The sequence below is a fragment of the Spirosoma liriopis genome (assembly GCF_023196085.1).
GTDB classification, from domain to species: domain Bacteria; phylum Bacteroidota; class Bacteroidia; order Cytophagales; family Spirosomataceae; genus Spirosoma; species Spirosoma oryzicola.
Genome location: NZ_JALPRF010000002.1, coordinates 1,029,097 through 1,049,348 on the forward strand (window position 1 = coordinate 1,029,097; position 20,252 = coordinate 1,049,348).

Annotated in this window: 20 protein-coding genes; 10 read left to right on the forward strand and 10 right to left on the reverse strand. The window is 50.4% G+C overall.

Annotated elements, in window-relative coordinates; all coding sequences use genetic code 11:
• Positions 1-184 precede the first annotated feature (184 nt).
• The gene (locus M0L20_RS13210) at positions 185-1,135 is read left to right on the forward strand and encodes an aldo/keto reductase (RefSeq protein WP_248477403.1); all 951 of its coding nucleotides are present in this window, start codon (positions 185-187) and stop codon (positions 1,133-1,135) included.
• A 78-nt stretch (positions 1,136-1,213) separates the two neighbouring features.
• Complete coding sequence (locus tag M0L20_RS13215; RefSeq protein ID WP_232561444.1) at positions 1,214-1,951, forward strand: potassium channel family protein; 738 nt, start codon at positions 1,214-1,216, stop codon at positions 1,949-1,951.
• 32 nt (positions 1,952-1,983) lie between these two features.
• Here M0L20_RS13215 and M0L20_RS13220 read toward each other — a convergent pair whose 3' ends face one another.
• The 4 genes from M0L20_RS13220 to M0L20_RS13235 all read right to left on the reverse strand — a co-directional run bounded on the left by M0L20_RS13220 (position 1,984) and on the right by M0L20_RS13235 (position 5,673).
• Positions 1,984-2,943 (reverse strand): polysaccharide deacetylase family protein, encoded by a 960-nt coding sequence (locus tag M0L20_RS13220; protein WP_248477404.1) that lies wholly within the window; start codon positions 2,941-2,943, stop codon positions 1,984-1,986.
• A gap of 39 nt (positions 2,944-2,982) precedes the next feature.
• Positions 2,983-3,714, reverse strand: a complete 732-nt coding sequence (locus M0L20_RS13225; protein ID WP_248477405.1) for a metallophosphoesterase family protein — start codon at positions 3,712-3,714, stop codon at positions 2,983-2,985.
• Positions 3,715-3,725: 11 nt separating this feature from the next.
• Entirely contained in the window at positions 3,726-4,544 is an 819-nt protein-coding gene (gene mazG / locus M0L20_RS13230; protein ID WP_248477406.1) for a nucleoside triphosphate pyrophosphohydrolase, read from the reverse strand.
• A 325-nt stretch (positions 4,545-4,869) separates the two neighbouring features.
• Positions 4,870-5,673, reverse strand: a complete 804-nt coding sequence (locus M0L20_RS13235; protein WP_248477408.1) for an aminotransferase class IV — start codon at positions 5,671-5,673, stop codon at positions 4,870-4,872.
• A gap of 88 nt (positions 5,674-5,761) precedes the next feature.
• Here M0L20_RS13235 and M0L20_RS13240 point away from each other — a divergent pair, with 88 nt between their 5' ends.
• The 5 genes from M0L20_RS13240 to M0L20_RS13260 all read left to right on the forward strand — a co-directional run bounded on the left by M0L20_RS13240 (position 5,762) and on the right by M0L20_RS13260 (position 11,782).
• Positions 5,762-7,240, forward strand: a complete 1,479-nt coding sequence (locus tag M0L20_RS13240; RefSeq protein WP_248477410.1) for a TolC family protein — start codon at positions 5,762-5,764, stop codon at positions 7,238-7,240.
• 95 nt (positions 7,241-7,335) lie between these two features.
• On the forward strand, positions 7,336-8,739 hold the full coding sequence (locus tag M0L20_RS13245) for an efflux RND transporter periplasmic adaptor subunit (RefSeq protein ID WP_232561450.1): 1,404 nt from the start codon (positions 7,336-7,338) through the stop codon (positions 8,737-8,739).
• Positions 8,740-8,798: 59 nt separating this feature from the next.
• Positions 8,799-10,175: an alpha-L-fucosidase gene (locus M0L20_RS13250; protein WP_248477412.1), complete on the forward strand. Its 1,377-nt coding sequence runs from the start codon at positions 8,799-8,801 to the stop codon at positions 10,173-10,175.
• 92 nt (positions 10,176-10,267) lie between these two features.
• Positions 10,268-11,272, forward strand: a complete 1,005-nt coding sequence (locus M0L20_RS13255; RefSeq protein ID WP_248477414.1) for an NAD(P)H-dependent glycerol-3-phosphate dehydrogenase — start codon at positions 10,268-10,270, stop codon at positions 11,270-11,272.
• Positions 11,273-11,293: 21 nt separating this feature from the next.
• Positions 11,294-11,782 (forward strand): MOSC domain-containing protein, encoded by a 489-nt coding sequence (locus M0L20_RS13260; RefSeq protein ID WP_232561453.1) that lies wholly within the window; start codon positions 11,294-11,296, stop codon positions 11,780-11,782.
• A gap of 12 nt (positions 11,783-11,794) precedes the next feature.
• Here the strand turns inward: M0L20_RS13260 and M0L20_RS13265 are convergent, their stop codons facing one another.
• From M0L20_RS13265 to msrA, 4 genes are all read right to left on the reverse strand, one after another.
• Complete coding sequence (locus M0L20_RS13265) at positions 11,795-12,571, reverse strand: hypothetical protein (protein WP_248477417.1); 777 nt, start codon at positions 12,569-12,571, stop codon at positions 11,795-11,797.
• Positions 12,572-12,678: 107 nt separating this feature from the next.
• Complete coding sequence (locus tag M0L20_RS13270) at positions 12,679-13,341, reverse strand: HAD family hydrolase (protein ID WP_232561455.1); 663 nt, start codon at positions 13,339-13,341, stop codon at positions 12,679-12,681.
• 76 nt (positions 13,342-13,417) lie between these two features.
• On the reverse strand, positions 13,418-14,626 hold the full coding sequence (locus tag M0L20_RS13275) for an MFS transporter (RefSeq protein WP_248477419.1): 1,209 nt from the start codon (positions 14,624-14,626) through the stop codon (positions 13,418-13,420).
• Between the two features lie 88 nt (positions 14,627-14,714).
• Entirely contained in the window at positions 14,715-15,374 is a 660-nt protein-coding gene (gene msrA / locus M0L20_RS13280; RefSeq protein WP_232561457.1) for a peptide-methionine (S)-S-oxide reductase MsrA, read from the reverse strand.
• 99 nt (positions 15,375-15,473) lie between these two features.
• Between msrA and M0L20_RS13285 the strand changes: the two genes are divergently transcribed.
• The 3 genes from M0L20_RS13285 to M0L20_RS13295 all read left to right on the forward strand — a co-directional run bounded on the left by M0L20_RS13285 (position 15,474) and on the right by M0L20_RS13295 (position 18,012).
• Positions 15,474-16,322 (forward strand): helix-turn-helix domain-containing protein, encoded by an 849-nt coding sequence (locus M0L20_RS13285; protein WP_248477421.1) that lies wholly within the window; start codon positions 15,474-15,476, stop codon positions 16,320-16,322.
• A 52-nt stretch (positions 16,323-16,374) separates the two neighbouring features.
• Complete coding sequence (locus M0L20_RS13290) at positions 16,375-17,526, forward strand: FG-GAP repeat domain-containing protein (RefSeq protein ID WP_248477423.1); 1,152 nt, start codon at positions 16,375-16,377, stop codon at positions 17,524-17,526.
• An 81-nt stretch (positions 17,527-17,607) separates the two neighbouring features.
• Complete coding sequence (locus M0L20_RS13295) at positions 17,608-18,012, forward strand: hypothetical protein (protein ID WP_232561460.1); 405 nt, start codon at positions 17,608-17,610, stop codon at positions 18,010-18,012.
• Between the two features lie 67 nt (positions 18,013-18,079).
• Here M0L20_RS13295 and M0L20_RS13300 read toward each other — a convergent pair whose 3' ends face one another.
• On the reverse strand, positions 18,080-19,594 hold the full coding sequence (locus M0L20_RS13300) for a Gfo/Idh/MocA family protein (RefSeq protein WP_248477426.1): 1,515 nt from the start codon (positions 19,592-19,594) through the stop codon (positions 18,080-18,082).
• A gap of 231 nt (positions 19,595-19,825) precedes the next feature.
• Complete coding sequence (locus M0L20_RS13305) at positions 19,826-20,224, reverse strand: DUF2267 domain-containing protein (protein WP_248477427.1); 399 nt, start codon at positions 20,222-20,224, stop codon at positions 19,826-19,828.
• Positions 20,225-20,252 lie beyond the last annotated feature (28 nt).

Consider the following 20,252-nt stretch of genomic DNA (forward strand, 5'->3'; position numbering starts at 1 on the left):
CTCATAATCGGACAACTCATGTCGATTATGAGATCCAGAGCCTTTTTGTTGGAGACTGGTTTGAAGGCCGTTGCCTTTTTCGGGTCGATGGGCTTCATTTTTGAGAAAACTGTTTCGGAAAGGAGGTAGTTGTTAAAAGACTGTCGTACACTAAGCAGCGATGGAAATTTAAACAGACAACGTAATGGAAAAACGCAAAATTGGCCACTCAGAACTGTCGGTAGCCCCGCTATCGTTCGGCGGCAACGTGTTCGGGTGGACGGCTGATGAGTCTACCTCTTTTCAATTGCTGGATGCCTTTGTGGCCGCTGGTTTTAATCTTGTCGATACCGCTGATGTGTACTCGCGCTGGGTGCCGGGCAACAATGGTGGTGAATCAGAAACGATCATTGGTAAATGGCTAAAACAGAGCGGCAAACGCGATCAGGTCGTTATTGCTACTAAACTCGGTGCCGAGATGGCTCCCGACAAAAAAGGATTGTCGAAGGAATATGTCAAACAGGCGGTGGAAGACTCACTACGACGGCTGCAAACCGACTACATTGACCTGTACCAGACGCACTACGACGACCTGAACACGCCGGTTCAGGAAACGCTGGAAGCACTCGACAAACTGATCAACGAAGGTAAAGTGCGGGTGATCGGCGCGTCGAACTTTACACCCGAACGGTTAAAGGAATCACTGGAAGTAAGCGAAAAATTGGGGTATGCTGCTTACCAGAGTCTGCAACCCGAATACAATTTGTACGACCGGCAAAATTACGAAACGCAGTACGAGCCTATTGTGCAACAATACGGCCTGAGCGTCATTAGTTATTATTCGCTGGCCAGCGGTTTCCTGACCGGCAAATATCGTTCGGAAGCCGATTTATCGAAAAGTCCGCGCGGGCAGGGCGTTAAAAAATACCTCGACGACCGTGGTCAATCCATTCTGAAAGCGCTTGATGAGGTTGCGGAGCAGTATAATGCCACGCCCGCTCAGGTGTCACTGGCCTGGTTGATGGCTCGTCCGGGGATCACGGCTCCCATTGCCAGTGCCACCAGCGTGGATCAATTGCACGAAATCGCCAAAGCCGCCGAGTTGAAGCTGGACGAAGCCGCAATAGATAAATTGACGACTGCCAGCGCGTGGTAGCTGTTTTTTTGACAGGATTTACGAGATCGGTTTGTAAACTTGACATCTCGTAAGTCCTGTCTTTAAAACAAAGTACGTATGAACCCACCAACATCATCCAAACTGATGTTGCATCAGGTGGTTACGCTGGTCATGTCGGTGTATGTCGTCCTGACATTACTCGTCAGGGAACTTGTGCCCATGCACAAAGAAACCCGGCAACTGCTCGATCAGATCGACACGGGCGTCTGCATTTATTTTTTGTTTGACTTCTTTGTCCGACTGTACCAGGCTCCCGACAAGCGAAAATTTCTGCGTTGGGGTTGGATCGATCTGCTGGCGAGTATCCCGACGCTTGACTGGCTGCGGTTAGGTCAGCTCGTGCGCGTTATCCGCATTTTACGCATGGTTCGTGCGTTTCGTTCCCTGCGCGAATTTCTGACCTACCTTTTCCGCAACCGTGCCAACGGTACCCTGTCGGTAGTCCTGCTCAGTTCCGTACTACTGATGATCTTTGGGGCCATATCCATTTTGTACGCCGAGCGGGTGCCGGAAGCTAACATAAAAACCCCGTCCGACGCCTTGTGGTGGGCGTTTGTTACCATCACGACCGTTGGTTACGGCGACCGCTTTCCGGTGACGACCTTAGGCCGGTTTATTGCCGCCGTGCTCATGATTGCGGGGGTTGGCTTGTTTGGTACGTTCACCGGTTACGTAGCCAATTTCTTCGTTGAAGAGGAACAGGATAAAGACAAGGACGATCTACACGCACTTGTTGACGAAATTCGCCAGCTCCGCCAGAAAATAGAAGCATTGGAAAAACGCCTGGATTCGTAACGGATAAAGACTGCATTGCCAAGCGCCAAACGCTATCGATCTTCTTTTGATAGGCTAGTCGGCAGGTCGTACAGTAGCCACGTCTTGTTTTCAATAGCCGCTGACTTCTGCCGGATTAGATTGATAAAATCAGTGATACCCAACGGCTCATTTCCGTTGGCGTGAATAAGTACCAGACTGCCTTGCTTGGGCTGTTGATTTTTAGCCAGCCAGGCATCGCTACCGATGGGTAACAAACCAAAATCCAGAATTTTATCGAATACAGCTTTATCGGAAACGAGTCCCGGAAATCGGAAAAAAATGGATGGAACCAGCCCGTTTTGAAGCATTGCCTGTTCGTTGAGCAGTACTTCATCATCGATGTTTGTATTGGCTTCCAATAGGAAATTTACCGGAAGCGGCAGACGCGGATTGAAGCGATGGTGGTACGAATGGTTGACCCACGTAATGGCAAGTTCACCCCGGCTGACCAGATCTTTTAGATAAGCCAGATCGTCCTGGTGCTTTTCCATCCAAAGTCCGGTAATCGTTATGGTGACCGGTATCGGCTTTTCTTCGGGCTCGAAGGCGCGGATCAACTGCTCAAATACCGAACGCGTTAAGGGTTTGGTCGATGGGCAAAGATCAATGGTCAGGCTGAAACCGCGCTCGGTTGTATCGGTTCGTTCCAGACCCGCATCCTGCAAATGCTGATCGCGCTGTTGCTCAGCCTGCAAAGCCCGGACGTAAGGCGTCTTCTGAAATGCCTGAGTTAGTTGCGACCAGGGCAACGTCTGAATATCATTAGCCGATAAACTGGCGACACTGGTTTTGAGCGTTTCGGGATTGACCAGGAGGTAGCGCGTTTGCCGGTTTTGCTGCCATTGGCGCAGTACTAGCTGCTGGGGTTGGGCACGGGTTTTCCCGAAATAGACACGATACTTGGTAATCTGGCCAAAAGCCGTAAAACTAATGAGCACGAATAAGCAACTGACACGCAGAAAACGGGACACTGGACGAATAATGGGGTTAGTGATGTACAACGGACAAGCTCAAAGGTAATGCACCGTGCTGTTGGTGCCGTGTGTCGTGAGATTGATTTCCCGGATACCAATGCAATAATTGTCGACAACCATGTCAGGGGTATCCTGCTTCAGTTGGACGAATGTCGAAGGGGTTAGTAACGCTATCAGGTTTCCTCGCTGAACCACTTTTTCGGCGTGATAATGACCGCAAACCACCGTGATATGGCAGGGCGAACTCTTCATCAGTTGCAGAAAATCGTCGCTTTGCCGAAACGGGTAATGGCTGTCCATGTAGATCGCATCAGCTGGTAGGGGCGGGTGATGCATGAAAACAAGCAGGTTGTTGTGGCGCAAAGCGGCCACGTAGTCCTTTAGCCACGTCCACTGCTTGGGTGATAATTCCCCTTTGGCCGTATCCAGAAATAGGGTGGGCCGACCTTCGAGGGGCAAGGCGTAGTAAAACTCGTTATCCTGCAAATGCTGCTTTCGCCCGAACACATCAGCCAATATTGCCGGGTCGTCGTGATTACCGGCAATGAGGTAGTAGGGGTAAGGAAGTTTGTCCAGTTCCTGCTTGATCCATGCGTAAATGGCATGGTCGCCAACCGCATTGGCGAGGTCACCACCGATGACCAGGCAATTTGGATTTATGGTAGGCAGAAAAGCGAGCGCCTTCAAAAAGTTTTGCCGCACATCGACGCCCATTGGGTTCTGGCCTGGCGTATCGATGTGTAAATCCGTGATGAAGGCGATTCGCATGAAAATTGGGGTCAGATTGTTTTGGCTTCGTTCCAGTACACGTCCATTTCAGCCAGCGTCATCTCCTGCAAAGATTTACCGTTAGCACGCGCTTGCTGTTCTAGATACGTAAAGCGTTTGATAAACTTTTTGTTTGTGCGTTCGAGCGCTGTTTCGGGGTTGATATCGATAAAGCGGGCATAATTGACCAGTGAAAACAGCAGATCGCCAAATTCGCCTTCGGCGCGGCTGGAATCGATGGCTTCGTTCGTATCGGTATTGAACTCGTCTTTGAACTCCTTCATTTCCTCTTCCACTTTCTCCCAAACCTGTTGTTTCTCTTCCCAGTCGAAACCCGCTCCCCGTGCTTTTTCCTGAATGCGCATCGCTTTCACCAGAGCAGGCAGCGAACCCGGTACGCCACCCAGCACCGACTTATTTCCTTCTTTCAGCTTCAACTGTTCCCAGTTGGCTTTTACCTGATCTTCGGTTTCGGCAACCGCGTCGCCGTAAATGTGTGGGTGTCGGCTAATGAGTTTGTCGCAGATGCTATTGAGTACATCGGCCATATCGAAATCGCCCGTTTCTGACGCGATTTTGGCATAAAAAACTAAGTGCAATTGAATGTCACCCAGTTCTTTACGGATTTCGGTCTTATCTTTTTCCAGAATAGCATCCGACAGTTCATAGGTTTCTTCGATGGTTAGGTGCCGAAGCGTATCCATCGTTTGTTTACGATCCCAAGGGCACTGGTCGCGTAATTCATCCATGATCGTCAACAAGCGATCAAATGCCATTAGCTGCTCCTGACGGCGGGCGGGTAAATCTTGAAATTGCTTTATCTGGCTCATAGCTCAATAAGGATTAAACAGCACCATTGGTTTACGGCTAGCAGAATTTTTGAAAAAACTTCGTTTATCGACACGATCAGTAAATCTCCGGCAGCAAGGCAGACGAACGTAACGAAGCATTAATCAACACGACTAGACTCGCGACTTTAATTCGAACGAATGAGGCTGTCCGATTTTAATGGAAAACTGTCCGAGAACGGACGTAGCAGTAAAAATAGTTTTGTTAATCAATTGGTAAGCAGTTGATTGATACGATGGCACGTCACTTGATGGAAGATTTTGTACGTTGTCCGACACGGTATAGCCGGGTTGACAAAAGCTTAACTTAAACCGATATATCCATGAAAAGTTGCCTGATCCGGTCTGCATGTGCGGCAGACCATTCTCCGCGAAATACCTGAATACCCATGACGTTAGCGGCAAAAACGACCTCGGCCTCATCCAGCTCAGCAGGCAGAAAAAAGCCTTCCTGGTGCTTGGTAAAATGACGAAGCAACTGCCGTCGGGCGATGCCATTGATGCAGCCTGTTTTGAGCGAAGGCGTAAACAGCGTTTCGTTTTTAAACCAGAACAGATTCGAAGCGACGCATTCCGCCAGATAGCCTTCGGTACTCAAGAGGATTACGTCGTTTAGTTCACGTTCCTGCTTGTGTAAGCCAGCCAGCACATACGGTAACGAATTGAGCGTTTTACACGCTGAAAAAGGCGATTCCGACAACCGAACCAGGTCATAAACGGCTATTTTTGACTGTTGGGTGATAGCGAAGGACAAGCCGGGACGGGCACTAATCAAATAATTGATTTCCTGACTGGAAGGCGTGTAGAGTCCGCCGGGTTTTCGCCAGATTTGAAGTTTGATCCGTGCGGGTTGGTCAAGAAGGTTGTTGGCCGAGAGCAATTGAAAAACAAGCTGCTGGATCGTTGATGACGTAAGCTGTGTGGGAGCCCGTAAACGCAAAGCCGCCATTCCCGCCGTGAGTCGGTCCATGTGATCAGGCCAGAACCAAAGGTGGTTATTTTCGTAGCGAATGGTTTCAAAAATACCGTCGCCGTATTGAAAAGCCCGGTCGTTGATCGGCAACCGAAACTCGTCTTCAGTAATTACATCCGAATTATAAATCAGAAACATGCTTAGTTTGCGCCGTTTATCCCAAAACTATAGTAGCCTCGAAAGTAAGTTTGTATCATTGAACCATCAAAATCCAACGAACATGCAAATGGCGTGGAAACAAGTCGGGGCCCTGGCTGCTCTGCTATTAACAGCAAATTTATCAGCAACCTATGCACAAAATGCTACTACGAACGCGGCTGTTGCTTCGGCTACACCGGCACGACTGAATTTACAGCAGTGCATTGACATCGCGCAGCAAAACAACATTACTGTTCGGCAGGGGCAATTGACCGTGGCCAACAGCGATTTGCAACTGCGCCAGTCGCGGCTTAATCTACTACCGACAACCAGTTTCCAGACCAACCAGTCTATCAACGGGGGACGTAGTATCAACCCGCAAAACAACCAGTTCGTCCAGCAAACGATCCAGTCCAGCAACTATCAACTGAACGCGTCATATACCCTGTACAACGGTCTGGTACTGCGCAATACGATCAAACAGAATGACTTGGCTCTGCAAGCCAGTCAGCAGGAACTGACCGCGACGCAAAATAACGTGTCGTTAACGGTAGCGCAAAATTACCTGAACGTGCTGACCGGTGCTGAACAACTGGCAGTAGCCCAGCGTCAGGCCGACGTTACCCGCGCCCAGCTCGAACGGACCGAGCGACTGGTCAGTGCTGGATCGGCTCCCGAAGCGAACCTGTTTGAACTTCGGGCGACGCTAGCAGGTAACGAAGTCGATATTATTACTGCTCAAAATACGCTCGATCTGGCTAAAGTGGCGTTGCTTCAAGCAATGAATGTGCCCATTAATCAGTCGTTTGAGGTAGAAGCGGTGAACGTACCTGATCCGGGTCTGGACCCGTACACGGCAACGGTGCAACAGCTTTTTGATATAGCCGCGACAAATCTACCCGAAGTAAAAGGCGCTGATCTGCGGGTTAAAAGTGCAGAATTGGGCGTTCAGGTGGCAAAAGGAGGTCTGTACCCCATCTTATCATTGAACGGAAACCTGAGTACGCTGTATTCCAGTGCGGCCAGTTCCCGAATCGCAAATGGTCAGTTTTCTCAGCAAACCATTGGGTTCTACACCGATCCAAACGGTAATCAGCTACCCGTATACTCAAACATCGAGGGAACCGACGCAAGAGGAATTACGTACGGCAGTCAGCTGGAAAACAACTTCAACCAGTCGGCTTCGTTGTTCCTGCGGGTACCCATTTTTCAGGGTAACTTATCGCGAAATCGGGTGACGACGGCAAAAATTCAACAGCAAAACGCGGAACTTACGGCTCAAAATACACGCCTTGTGCTGCGGCAGCAGATCGAAACGGCTTATACAAGCATGCGGGCAGGAGCCAATAAGTACCGGGCAACGCAGGTACAGGTAGCGTCACTTGAGAAAGCGTTTCAAGTTGCCGAAAGCCGACTGAATGCCGGGGCAATCAACGCGACGGATTACAGCATCGCCAAAACAAACCTTGATCGGGCACGGGCCAGTTTGATTCAGGCGAAGTACGATTATGTCTTCCGAACCAAAATCTTAGATTATTACCAAAATAAACCACTTGCTTTCAATTAGTGACCGGGTGAATAGATGAATGAGCGGACTAGCGTTCCCGAGAGTGATTTCTCGTCAAACTATTCATAAATTCGCTCATTCACAGTTCAACCATTATGAAGAAGAAATCGAATCGAGTTTGGTGGATTATAGCTGGACTACTTGTTGTGCTTGTTGGCGGTTTAGTAGCTGCCAAGCAAGCCGGACTAATTGGAAAGCCAAAATCCACCGAAGTAGACTTTGCCACCGTAAAACGAACCAACATTACCGAACGAGTTAGCGCATCAGGACGCGTTCAGCCGCAGGTAGAAGTAAAAATTAGTCCTGACGTTTCGGGCGAAATCATTGGTCTATACGTCAACGAAGGCGATCCGGTGAAGGCCGGTCAGCTTTTGTGCCGGATTCGCCCCGACAACTACGAGTCGCTGCTGGCGCGTGCCAAAGCAACGGTCAACCAGAGCCGGGCGCAGCTGGAACAGTCGAAAGCATCCGTCGCGCAGTCGAGTGCTCGCCTGATTCGGGCCAAAGCTGATTACGATCGAAACAAAAAGCTTTTTGCCGATAAAGTCGTTTCGTCGGCTGATCTGGAAACAAGTGAGGCTAACTACAACGTCGCCAAGCAGGAAGTTGAAGCGGCTAATGCCACCGTTCGGGCGTCGCAGTTTAACATCCAGAGCGCTGAAGCCAGCCTTCGTGATGCCAACGAGAACCTGCGCAAAACCACGATTTATTCCCCCGTTACCGGTACGGTTTCTAAGCTTAACATCGAGTTGGGTGAACGCGTCGTCGGTACGTCGCAGATGGCTGGAACCGAAATCATGCGGATTGCCAATCTCCAGAATATGGAAGTGCGCATCAATGTCAACGAAAATGATATTGTTCGGGTAAACATGGGCGATACCGCTGATATCGAAGTCGATTCGTACACGATGGCGGGACGGAAATTTAAAGGAATCGTTTACGAAATTGCCAATACCGCCAACGGGCTAACAAATTCGGCAGCTACTGCGGTTTCGGCAGATGCGGTGACAGAATTTGAGGTGAAAGTGAAAATCCTCAATAATTCGTACGCTGATTTATTAAGTCAGAAAGATAAAAAAGGCTATCCGTTCAAGCCGGGGATGACCGCTTCGGTTGAGATCATCACCGACCGCAAGAATGGCGTACTGGCGGTGCCGATTGCCGCTGTCACTACGCGTGGAGCCGATATAGACGCTACTGGCCAGACAGAAAAGCCGAATGATGAAGAGAAGGACGAGCAACGACCTGCCGCACAGACCGAGAAAAAAGACATGCCCAAAGAGATTGTCTTTGTTAACGTAGGCGGTAAAGCCGTACAGCGCGAGGTGAAAACGGGGATTAGCGACTTCGAAAATATTGAAATTGTGTCGGGGCTCAAACCGGGTGAACAGATCGTATCGGGGCCGTTCGTGGCCGTGTCGAAGCGGCTCAAAGACGGCGAACTGATCGTCAAACGCGACCCGAATAAGAATAAAAAGAAAGAAGAGAAAGAGGAATAACAAAACGCCCGGTTAAATCGCCGGGCGTTTTTACTTTTAAGACAAACCTTGCTAAACGCATGAAACGCCACGTTATCCTTCTTGCTCTATCGCTATCCGTGTTTTTTTCCGCCAACGCCCAATACAAACCCACCTGGGAGTCGATCGACAGCCGACCCGTACCGGCCTGGTTTGAAGACGCCAAATTCGGAATCTTTATCCACTGGGGTCTTTTTTCGGTGCCTGCTTTCGCGCCGACCGCCCGCGATGGTGTGGGTGTCTACGACCGATACGCCGAATGGTACTGGCAGAAGGTCACAGACCCCAAGCAAAAAACGCATCCTCTCTTTACCAAATTTCAGGATCGGGTGTACGGTAAGGATTTCAAGTATCAGGACTTTGCCGAAGACTTCAAATGCGAGCTGTTCAATCCTGATGAGTGGGCTGATATTATGAAGCAGTCTGGAGCGAAATACGTCGTGTTGACCAGTAAGCACCACGAAGGATTTACGCTCTGGCCTAGCGCCCAGTCGTGGAACTGGAACGCGGTTGATGTTGGCCCACACCGCGATCTGGCGGGCGATCTGACCAAAGCCGTGAAGGACAAAGGCATGCGAATGGGTTTTTACTACTCGCTATACGAATGGTTCAACCCGTTGTATAAAAGTGATGTGAACGCGTACGTGGATAACCACATGATTCCGCAGATGAAGGATCTGGTAACGCGCTATAAACCTGACGTTGTCTGGACCGACGGTGAGTGGGACTATCCAAGCGAAACCTGGAAAAGCACTGAGTTTCTGGCCTGGCTCTATAACGAGTCGCCCGTAAAGAAGGATGTTGTCGTCAATGATCGGTGGGGCAAAGAAACCCGCTCCAAGCACGGTGGCATCTACACAACGGAATATGATCTGGTGCATAACGACAATTCGCTGGATACCAAATTTACGCATCCCTGGGAAGAGTGCCGGGGTATTGGTTCGTCGTTTGGCTACAACCGGGTCGAAAATCTGGAAGACTATTCGTCGTCGAAGCAACTGATTGACATTCTGGTTGATAAAGTGGCGCGGGGCGGCAATTTGCTTCTCAACATTGGACCTACCGCCGATGGGCTGATTCCGGTCATTATGCAACAGCGGCTGCACGACATCGGCGACTGGTTAGCGGTCAACGGCGAAGCGATTTACAACACCCGCGCCTGGGATAAAGCGCCGAAAGTATCGAAAGATACCAGGGTCTTCTACACGAAAAAAGGCAATGACCTTTACGCTATCTGTACCGAATGGCCTTCGCAGCCGGTTGCTGTTACGGGCGCTAAGAAGCTAACGCGCGTGTCGTTGTTAGGATTCAAAGGAACGGTGACAACGAAGGGAAATGCTATTGTGCCGCCGACCGTTACGCCCGCAACGATGCCCTGCCAACACGCTTGGGTGTTTAAGCTGGAAGGCGCGTTGTAAGAGGTTTTATAGCGCTATACGTATCGAAGAAAGCGGATGCAGGCCAAACGGGTAAATTTGGCCTGCATCCGCTTTCTTCCTTTATTTACTCCATGAAAGTAGTACAACCCGTTCGGCTAACGATGATAGGGGGGGGCAGTTGGGCGACTGCGCTCGTCAAAATTCTTTCCGAGAATAACGTCAACATCAAGTGGTGGCTTCGCAAAACAGCGGATGCGGAATACATTAAAAAGTTTGGTCACAACCCAAGCTACCTGAGCGATGTCCAGATCAATACCCGGAAGGTAAAAGTCTGCACAAAAATTCGGGATGCCATACGCGATAGCCAATACATTGTACTAGCGGTTCCGGCGGCTTTCGTTGGGGATGCCCTGCGAGGAATAAAGCCCGAACATTTTGCTGGCAAATGCGTGATTTCGGCCATCAAAGGCATGGTGCCCGGTGCCAATCAACTAGTTACCGATTGGGTGAGCAACCAGTATAACGTTCCTCAGGAACGGATTTCGGTGATTGCGGGACCCTGCCATGCCGAAGAAGTGGCCCTCGAAAAACAGTCGTACCTGACGATTGCGTCGGCTGATCCGGTTTGTGCAGAAAACGTATCAAACCTGCTTCGTTGCCGGTTTGTGCAAACAACGCCCGTCGATGACATTTACGGCATTGAATACAGCGCCGTGATGAAAAACATCATCGCGCTGGCTTGTGGCATTACCCACGGCTTGGGGTATGGCGATAACTTTCAGGCGGTACTGGTTTCTAACGCCATGCAGGAAATCCGGCGCTTTGTTGACGCCATTCATGCCAAACACCGGGACCTGAGCGGGTCGGCTTACCTGGGCGACTTACTCGTCACGGCTTATTCACCGTTCAGTCGTAACCGAACGTTTGGCAACCTGATTGGTCGCGGGTATACGATACAATCAGCGCAGGCCGAGATGAACATGATCGCCGAAGGGTATTACGCCGTAAAAAGTATTCACGAAGTCAACCAGCGCTTCAACGTTCAAATGCCCATTGTCGAAGCGGTTTATAACATTCTCTACGAAAAAGCGGCTCCGACCACGGAAATGAATTCGCTCAAAGAATTGTTGAAATAAGGTAGATTGAAGCCTGCCTTTATGGAGAATATAAAAGATTTATTTAACGTCTTTCCTCGCGCTGGTCGGGTTGAGTGGATTGGTATTCGGCCTGAACGACGGAGTCCGGTATCGGTAGTGGAATCCGTTGACGCGTCGGAAAAGAAAGGGCTTCTTGGTGATCACTACAGCGGGCAAAGTGGCAATCGACACGTTACGCTGATTCAGGCGGAGCATTTACCCGCCGTGGCTGCCTTGACGGGGAGGGATGAGCTTGATCCGGGGCTCGTTCGGCGTAATCTTGTCGTATCGGGGTTAAATCTGCTGGCGCTCAAAGATCAGCGTATTCAGATTGGCGACACCTTGCTGCAAATAACGGGGCAGTGTCATCCGTGCTCGAAGATGGAAACCACGCTGGGACCGGGCGGCTACAATGCCATGCGGGGCCACGGTGGTATGACGGCCAAGATACTCAAAGGCGGTACCATCCGAGTTGGCGATGCCGTGGTAGTCGCTACATCAGCGCAATAGCCGCTGCCGGGATTATCGTTGTTTCGGCGTATTGGTCGGGTCGGGAGAAATACGGCTAGGTCGGTTGAAGCCGTCGCGGTACCGGTTGCGCAGTTGCTGAATGGTGTTGATCAGGTCGTAGTCCGATGCTTTGAGCAAAAACTCATCGTCCAGATCACAGAAGTCGAGGAAGCGATCCACCGCGTCGGCTTTCAGATCCGTTGACTGTTCGACCAAAAGCCGGAACCGTTCGATAGCCAGTGCATGTCGGCGGTCCTGTTGCATGATGTAATACGCTTTCCGGTCTGATTTGGGCCGCTTGGCAAACATTTCGTAAAGCAACGTGACACCAGCCCCGTCGGCTAATCGGTCGAATGCCTGATCGCCGGTTACTTTTTTCGACGCAACGGGTTCGTCCAGCACCTGTTGAATTTCCCGTTTTACTTCTTCGTAGCGTTTCCCCGTAACGGTCACCTCTGCCAGATCTACCACGCGGTAAGGCAAAGGTGGTAAGGCGTTGGCCAAAATAGTTGGATTATCGGAGCCGTCGTAGCGAATACCCGTGCGGTTATAGAGCTGGCTGGTCAGAATAAGCGAATCGCCGGGGGAAACCGTCAGGAAAAACCGACCCGTTGTGTTTGTTCGGGCCCGTTGGCGCGTCCGTTGATTGATAACCGTAACCTTATCGACTGCCTTCTTTGATGTCTGGTCAAGTACTGTTCCAACCACATATTTACCCTGAGCCAATGCGACATCTGAATTGGCCATTGTAATCAACAGAAGCAGTAGTACGACTAGAAAATGACGCATAGGGCTTATAAAACGACCTGTGCCACTGCTTCGCGCAATGGCACAGGTTTTACACAGTCAGTACGTAAAGTTACGTTTTTTTGGTTTAGCAATGACGGGTCAACACGTTAAAAAACGTTAACCAGTTGCTGAACCCGGTCGAGTGTCATTTCCGTAAAATCACGGATAACATCATCGACAAAAGGCCGTAGTTCATCGGGTGTCTGCGTCGTAGCAACGCCAACCACCGACGCACCCGACGCTTTGCCCGCCTGAATACCCGTCATCGAATCTTCGAATACGACGCTATCCGCTGGTTCTACGCCAAGTAGCTCCATCGCTTTCTGGTAGATTTCCGGATCAGGTTTCGGATGGCGAACCATACTTTCGTTCAACAACGTGTCGAAATAAGGTCGTAGGGCCAGCGCATCAACGATAAAATCCAGATTTTCTACCGGGGCTGATGTGGCCACAGCCGTGCGAATACCAGCCGCTTTCAACGCTTTCAAAAACTCGATCAGGCCAGGAACAGGCGTAATCGATGCCTGGTAAAGCTCCCGAAAGAGCGCTTCTTTCTCGTGGGCCAGCCGTATGGATTCTTCTGCACTAAGCGTCTGGCCCGCAAACAGGTGCGCTACAATATCGTTGTTGTGCTTTCCTGAAACGTACTGGACAAAGTCCTCGTCACTCAAGGTTTTGCCATAGCGCTGATAATACTCACGCCAGGCCAGACGGTGATGTGGGTTAGTATCCACAATAACGCCATCCATGTCAAAAATTACTGCTTTCATAGTGTATGGTTAAGCAAAACCGTCGGGACATAAACCCAGAGGTACATCCAGTGCTTCGGGTTGCTATGTAAGACGATTAAAACAAATTGACAATGCGGGAAAGGCCCGCCGAAATAAGGAGCATAACGGCGACAAAACCCAGGCCGTAATATAAGCCAAATCCTTCTGCAACGAAGCCGATGGTAGGCGGACCGGCTAAAAAGCCAATAAAGCTAAACGTTGCAAACGTGGCCAAACCGGCAGCGGGTGGGATTCCCGGTACGCGCATCGAAGCGGCATACAAGATTGGAGCACCGAGCGAACAACCGGCCCCCAAAATGGCAAAACCAAGTAAAGCCGTTGATGGGAAAGGCAACGCAATCGCGACAAACAAGCCCACAGCGGCTAGTACTCCGCCGATCTGCAACCAGCGTTTAGGGCCAATTTTAGGGATGATCGCATCACCCAAAAACCGAAAACTCGTCATCATTAGTGAAAAACAGCCGAAGCCTAGCGCGGCAATCTGACTGGTAGCACCGAGTGTTTCGCGCAGATAAACCGCACTCCAGTCGAAAGCCGCTCCTTCACCCATAGCAAGGGCCAGACCGATCAGGATCATCAACAGCAAATCCAGATTTGGCTTAACGAACGATGAGCCCGCTTTCTCGCCGGTTTCCGTGCGGCTGCTCGACGGAATTTGAGCCAGCAAAGGCTGTAGACCGAATGTTAATAACAAGATCAGGGCCGACATGACCATAACGTGTATCGACGGCGAAATATGCATAGCAATAATCGCTCCGGCAATACCAGAACTAAGCAGACCACCCAGACTCCACATCCCGTGGCACGACGACATGATAACAATGCTCTGCGACCGTTCGAGGTTCGTAGCACTGGTATTCATCGCCACGTTGATCAGCGCTGCATTAAGACCCATCAGAAACAGCCCAATGGCCAGTAGCGTCGGATTGGGTGCGTGAACAGGAATCAGGACGGATAAAGCCAAACCAATGGCCGACCAGAAGCAAGCCTTTGCTTCGCCCAGTTTAGAAATAACCCATCCCGACAACGGATTCATAATGAGCAGACCCAGTGGCATCGCAAACAGCATCAGTCCTAGTTCGGCCTCGGACAGATTCAGTTTTTGCTTGACGTAGGGAATATGAGCCACCCAGCTACCAAACAGGGCGCTATCGGAAGCGAAAACTAACCCGACGGCTAGTGCGTGCCGATTCAGAAAAAACGTCCGCAGATTGCGGACGAACGGATTTCGATGTTGTTTGTCGACCGAAACGATTGTATTCATAATGCAAAAATAGCCAACGCCTGTTGGCTATTTTGTTGATCTATTACCCGCAACTGATAGTCCATTGACTAGTTCAGCTCCGAATAACTTAATTCATTGTTAACCCGGTATTATTTTTAAGATGGCCGACCATCGCCTTACGCAGCTTTTCAACCTTGGGTAACGAAACGCGCTGAATGTAGGGCTGATCGGGGTGAAGCGCAAAATAATTCTGGTGATAGTTTTCGGCGGGGTAGAAAACCTTGAAGGGTTCAACCTCCGTCACCACTTTTCCGCTGTAATGTTTGGATTCGTTAACCCGCTTGATAGCCGCGTCGATCTCTGTTTTTTCGGCGGGAGTGCGGTAAAAAACCATCGAACGATAATCGCGTCCTACGTCAGGGCCTTGCCGATTTAATGTCGTTGGATCGTGTCCCGCAAAGAAAGCATCCAGTAATTGCGGATAGGTGATTACTTTAGGATCGTAATAAACCTGTACAGACTCGGCATGGCCCGTCTGGTCGGTGCCGACTTGTTCGTAGGTCGGATTTTTAACCGTACCGCCTGCGTAGCCTGAAACAACGTCATGAACACCTTTAAGCTGATTCATGCCTTCTTCCAACGCCCAGAAGCAGCCGCCGGCAAACGTGGCAACGGCTTCACCCGCTTTAGGAGCAGGCAGCTTGGCGGGTGCGTAATCTTTGGACTGGCCTTGCGCGCAACCTGCCAGGAGGAGTATATTCAGCGCCAATAAATGAATTCGTTTCATGCTGTTTACTGTTAGCACTCTGTTGTTTTATAAACGTTTAAAACGCTCGTGCGGTTTCTTTTGACCACCTCTTAACCAACAATTTTCGGCGAAAGAGCCATGAAGTTACAGTTCGAAAAAATAGAACCCGAAACCGGCAGTTCGTTCCGGGTGGTACATCATACTGAACCCGAAACGTGCCGGGTGTACTGGCATTATCATCCCGAATATGAGATTGTCTTTATCCCATTCGGCGATGGACAACGACGCGTCGGCACAAATCTGTCGCGCTACGAAGGAGGGGAGTTGGTTTTTATTGGCCCCAATCTACCTCACCTGAATTTCAGCTCGGGGAAAAAAGGGCAATTCGAGGAAATTGTCGTGCAGTTGCGCGACGACTTTCTTGGAGAAGCATTCCTGCAAAAGCCGGAACTGGCGAGTGTTCAGCGGTTGTTCGAGCGGGCCCATCGAGGATTGACATTTGGTGAGGATACCAAAAAAAGGGTTGGGCCGTGGCTGGCTCAATTGCCCGATCTGTTGCCTTTTGAGCGGTTGTTGATGCTGCTTCGAGTATTGCAGCAGTTAGCGGATGCGCCGGACGTGAAACCACTCCATGCCGATGGCGTCCAGTTTGACCTCAACCCCAAAGAGCAGGAGCGGATCAACCGGGTGTGTCGGTACGTTGAACAGCACTATGCGCGTGCCGTGGATGTTCGGGAAGTAGCTGATCTGGCCAGCCTGACCGTGCCTGCCTTTTGCCGTTATTTCAAGCGCATGACCAATCTGACGTTTACCGATTTTTTGAACGAATACCGGGTCAATCAGGCTCAGCGGATGCTGCAATCGTCGCGGACCGTCGCCGACGTAGGGTTTGCCGTTGGCTTCAATAACCTTTCTCATTTTAACAAAACGTTCCGGGCGGTTACGGGACAGACGCCGAGCGCTTACCGAAAAGCGTTGGCCGGATAAGCAGCCGAATCAGGCCGTTATTGCATTCGAAAGAACGCTCAACTCATTATCTATGCAACGAATCATCAGTGGCTTGCTTTTCCTTTCTGTCGTCGGTGCTTTTGTTGCGCCGGAACCTACGCCACAGTTCAAACGCTATTTTGTTGCCGCCGAAAGCTACGAATCCGTTGGGGTGTTCGACGTTGACAAAAACGACACGCTCGACCTCGTTTCGGGCGATTTCTGGTACGAAGGCCCTTCGTTTCGTCGTCGGCATCTGATTGGCAACGAAGCGCGCAAAGAAGAATACTACGACGATTTTTCAACCATTCCGCTCGACGTTAACGGTGATGGAAACCTGGATTTTGTAACGGGCGGCTGGTGGGGCGGCATACTGCGCTGGGTCGAAAACCCCGGTCCGGCTAAAAACAAAAAAAATGAACCCTGGTCCATTCACGAAATTGGTCCGGTTGGCAATGTTGAAACGACGCGCGCCTGGGACATTGACGGTGACGGCGTTGTCGAGATCGTTCCGAACAATCCGGGGCATCCGTTGAAATACATCAAACTAACGAGTCCGGGGGTATTTAAGACGATTACGGTAGCACCGACGCAGGGTCACGGCCTCGGATTCGGCGACGTGAACGGCGACGGTCGGGGCGATTTCATCGTGAGCGACGGCTGGCTGGAAGCCCCAACGAATAGAGAGGCTGGCAACTGGTCGTTACACAAAGAGTTTTCATTCGGTTCGGCCAGCGTACCGATTGTCGTTGCGGACGTGAACGGTGATCGGCTAAACGACCTTATCGTCGGTCAGGCACACGGCTATGGCCTGCACTGGTATGAACAAACCCGTGATAAAAATGGAAAACGAGCCTGGACCAAACACCTGATCGATGACAAAAACTCGCAGTACCATTGTCTGGAATGGATTGACATAACGGGTTATGGCCGACCCGACCTGGTTACGGGCAAGCGTTTCCGGGCGCACAACGACAACGACCCCGGCACAGAAGATCCCGTTGGTCTATATTATTTTACGTGGAATGCTACCCAAAAGCGCTTTGAAAAACACGACATAGCGTACGGACCGGCGGGGGTTGGCAAAGGAACGGGCATTTATTTCGCCGTCGTCGATTTGCACAAAAAAGGCCGTAAAGACATCGTCGTGGCCGGTAAGGACGGATTAGTAGTATTTTTTAATGAGGGAGCACAAAAAAAATAATCACACTTAGTCGATCAATCTAGGAGTTTTATGTATTTTTATCATTCGTAACAGTTACAGGAACCTAGAAATCACTTTTTTATGCAGCGTGCTCAGTTAAAAGAATTCTACGGCTATGGCTTGATTTTGCTGGTGTTAGCAGCCGTTCAGATCTACTCCATTTATGTCGCTAACACGACGGATGTATCGCTTACCTGGAAGCACTACCTTGGTTTTGGCGCAACGGTTCTGGCGGGTATCTTGTGGGCATTTCGTAAGCCTCAATATCTTTTTTACGCCTTGGGCCTGACGTTTGTTTTGGGCTATGAAAATCTGCTGGGCTTCACGCCAACGCTCGATTTTACATCAACGAACTATTATTTCAACAACACAGCTCTGCCTGTATCGTATCAGGACTTCTCTATGTACATGCTGCTGATCTGGGCTTACGTAGCGAACAACCGCCTTCGTACAATGGCTCAATCGCTGTTTGTCAGAAGCAATTAGGTTGTCACTAACAAAAAGATGGGGGCCTGCTACCAGTAGCAGGCCCCCATCTTTTTTATGCTTGATACTAAGCGTTTAACGACCAACCGTTACGGTATTCGCGCTTAACAAACTGGTTCGCTTCGTCGAAGTTCGTGATCTTCATGTTTTTGCCATCCCAGGTTAGCTGTTTGCGACCGGGGTAGTTGAAGCCTTTTCCGTCCGACTTCTGCGTGCGTAGCATGTAGCTGCGGATAGCCAGGTTACCCATCAGAACGGATTCGGTCAGCGGACCGGCAAAATCGAACGACGAGGTAAGCGCTTTGTGCTCCTTACTGCCAAAGCCAGCCTTACATGCTTCAGTCCAGTAGACCTGGTGGCCGTTTTCGGGAAGCGCAACGCCGTTTGGTCCGCTTTTCGGTTTCGGTGCGGCTTCCTGCTTCTGACCATTTTTCGAGTAGAAGACCGGATCGTCGCCGTACATACCGCAGGCAATCATTCCTTTGTCGCCGATCATGAATACACCGTTTTCACCGTTCTCGGGGAAAGGCTCACCGGCGGGCATCATTTCGGGACGGAACGGACGGATACCACCATCAGACCAGGTCATCGTTACCGCCGACTTGTTTTTTGATGATGACGGAAATTTCAATTCTACCCGTGACGACGGTGGGCAACCTTCAGGGTTGTATTCGGGCGTCCAGTCTTTCAGGAACACTGCGCCAACGCTGGTTTCTACCTCGGTCGGATAGCCCAGACCAAGAACACGGAATGGAACATCCATAATGTGGCAACCGATGTCACCCAGCGCGCCGGCACCGAAGTTCCACCAACCACGCCATTTGAAGGGGTGATACGCCGAGGTGTAGCCAACTTTCTGAGCTGGTCCGAGCCAGAGGTCCCAATCCAGATCGACGGGTGTTTCGGACGCGGGTTGCGGTACGGGAATGCCTTGTGGCCAAACCGGGCGGTTTGTCCAGAGATGCACCGTATGCACCGTACCGAGCAGCCCTTTGTCGAACCATTCGACCATTTGTTTTTGCTGTGGGTTCGATGAACCCTGGTTACCCATCTGCGTCACCACTTTGTACTTACGCGCGGCTTCGGTAAGCATCCGTGCTTCGTAAATATTGTGGGTCATTGGTTTCTGAACGTACACGTGTTTGCCACGCTGCATAGCCGCCATAGCGACAACCGCGTGGGTATGGTCGGCCGTCGAAACCGTTACTGCGTCGATATTTTTGCCTTCCTTATCGAGCATTTCGCGGAAATCCTTGTAGCGTTTAGCGTTCGGAAACTTCCCGAAGATTTCTTTAACGCGTGGAAGGCCCCAATCCACGTCGCATAGCGCAGACACGTTGTTGGCTCCGTTATTGAACGAGTTGTTTACATCACCAAACCCCTTGCCGCCGATACCTACCCCGGCAATATTGAGCTTATCGCTGGGAGCAATAAACCCTTTCCCGCCTAATACGTGGCGAGGAACGATCAAGAAGCTAGTTGCAGCCAATGCACCAGCCTGAATGAATTGACGCCGTGACGTTACTCCCTTGTTGGGCGTCGGCGAATTCGAGCTGGGCGTTGAGTTATCTGGTTGATTCATAAAACGAGTGTTGAACTTATCCACTCTAGAAAAGCAGTAAGACTCGCTTATTTACCCCTTCCCTGCACGCTTTTTTGCTATAAGTTTAGGTTAGCATGAATAAACTCTAGTATGTCCAGTATCTTATTAGATATATTCTACTTGTAACTCCTTAGGCTAGTCAAAATAAAAACACGGACGAACGGGGTTTGTACCGTTTCGTCCGTGTTTTTAGTGCTCTATTCTATAAAATTATGCCGCTTGAGCCGAGTCAAACAAGGGAGCGTAATCATCGGAAAGGGTGCCTTTCAACTTATGTAGTTCGCCTTCCGTGACCATCCGTCCGAAAAGTTGCATAAACTGCTGGGTGTAACGCTGACCCGTTTCTTCATCGGTATCAAGCTTATCAGCTACCCGCTGGTAAAACTCCGTTAGTTTGAATCGCTGTCCCTGATCGCGCTCTTCGGGACTCACCTCCCGAATAATGTCCAGCAGAGGACCGGGAAGCTGGGCGCCCAAGTTATCAGCTGCATTACCGGCCAGGTGTTCGGTAAGCGTGTGTAAAAATGCTCGTGTGATGTCGAGAACCTCGGTTTCGGTTTCTACGCCCAGCGTTTGCTTGGCTTCATGAATGAATTCTGGATATTGCATAACGTTGCTAGTTGTTTGACCGTTAACT

What these genes read in the sequence shown, in the direction of transcription:
- M0L20_RS13210 (WP_248477403.1), top strand. Translation starts at nt 185, where the DNA reads ATGGAAAAACGCAAAATTGGCCACTCAGAACTGTCGGTAGCCCCGCTA.
- M0L20_RS13215 (WP_232561444.1), top strand. Translation starts at nt 1,214, where the DNA reads ATGAACCCACCAACATCATCCAAACTGATGTTGCATCAGGTGGTTACG.
- M0L20_RS13225 (WP_248477405.1), bottom strand. Translation starts at nt 3,714, where the DNA reads ATGCGAATCGCCTTCATCACGGATTTACACATCGATACGCCAGGCCAG.
- mazG (WP_248477406.1), bottom strand. Translation starts at nt 4,544, where the DNA reads ATGAGCCAGATAAAGCAATTTCAAGATTTACCCGCCCGCCGTCAGGAG.
- M0L20_RS13235 (WP_248477408.1), bottom strand. Translation starts at nt 5,673, where the DNA reads ATGTTTCTGATTTATAATTCGGATGTAATTACTGAAGACGAGTTTCGG.
- M0L20_RS13240 (WP_248477410.1), top strand. Translation starts at nt 5,762, where the DNA reads ATGGCGTGGAAACAAGTCGGGGCCCTGGCTGCTCTGCTATTAACAGCA.
- M0L20_RS13245 (WP_232561450.1), top strand. Translation starts at nt 7,336, where the DNA reads ATGAAGAAGAAATCGAATCGAGTTTGGTGGATTATAGCTGGACTACTT.
- M0L20_RS13250 (WP_248477412.1), top strand. Translation starts at nt 8,799, where the DNA reads ATGAAACGCCACGTTATCCTTCTTGCTCTATCGCTATCCGTGTTTTTT.
- M0L20_RS13255 (WP_248477414.1), top strand. Translation starts at nt 10,268, where the DNA reads ATGAAAGTAGTACAACCCGTTCGGCTAACGATGATAGGGGGGGGCAGT.
- M0L20_RS13260 (WP_232561453.1), top strand. Translation starts at nt 11,294, where the DNA reads ATGGAGAATATAAAAGATTTATTTAACGTCTTTCCTCGCGCTGGTCGG.
- M0L20_RS13265 (WP_248477417.1), bottom strand. Translation starts at nt 12,571, where the DNA reads ATGCGTCATTTTCTAGTCGTACTACTGCTTCTGTTGATTACAATGGCC.
- M0L20_RS13270 (WP_232561455.1), bottom strand. Translation starts at nt 13,341, where the DNA reads ATGAAAGCAGTAATTTTTGACATGGATGGCGTTATTGTGGATACTAAC.
- M0L20_RS13275 (WP_248477419.1), bottom strand. Translation starts at nt 14,626, where the DNA reads ATGAATACAATCGTTTCGGTCGACAAACAACATCGAAATCCGTTCGTC.
- msrA (WP_232561457.1), bottom strand. Translation starts at nt 15,374, where the DNA reads ATGAAACGAATTCATTTATTGGCGCTGAATATACTCCTCCTGGCAGGT.
- M0L20_RS13285 (WP_248477421.1), top strand. Translation starts at nt 15,474, where the DNA reads ATGAAGTTACAGTTCGAAAAAATAGAACCCGAAACCGGCAGTTCGTTC.
- M0L20_RS13290 (WP_248477423.1), top strand. Translation starts at nt 16,375, where the DNA reads ATGCAACGAATCATCAGTGGCTTGCTTTTCCTTTCTGTCGTCGGTGCT.
- M0L20_RS13295 (WP_232561460.1), top strand. Translation starts at nt 17,608, where the DNA reads ATGCAGCGTGCTCAGTTAAAAGAATTCTACGGCTATGGCTTGATTTTG.
- M0L20_RS13300 (WP_248477426.1), bottom strand. Translation starts at nt 19,594, where the DNA reads ATGAATCAACCAGATAACTCAACGCCCAGCTCGAATTCGCCGACGCCC.
- M0L20_RS13305 (WP_248477427.1), bottom strand. Translation starts at nt 20,224, where the DNA reads ATGCAATATCCAGAATTCATTCATGAAGCCAAGCAAACGCTGGGCGTA.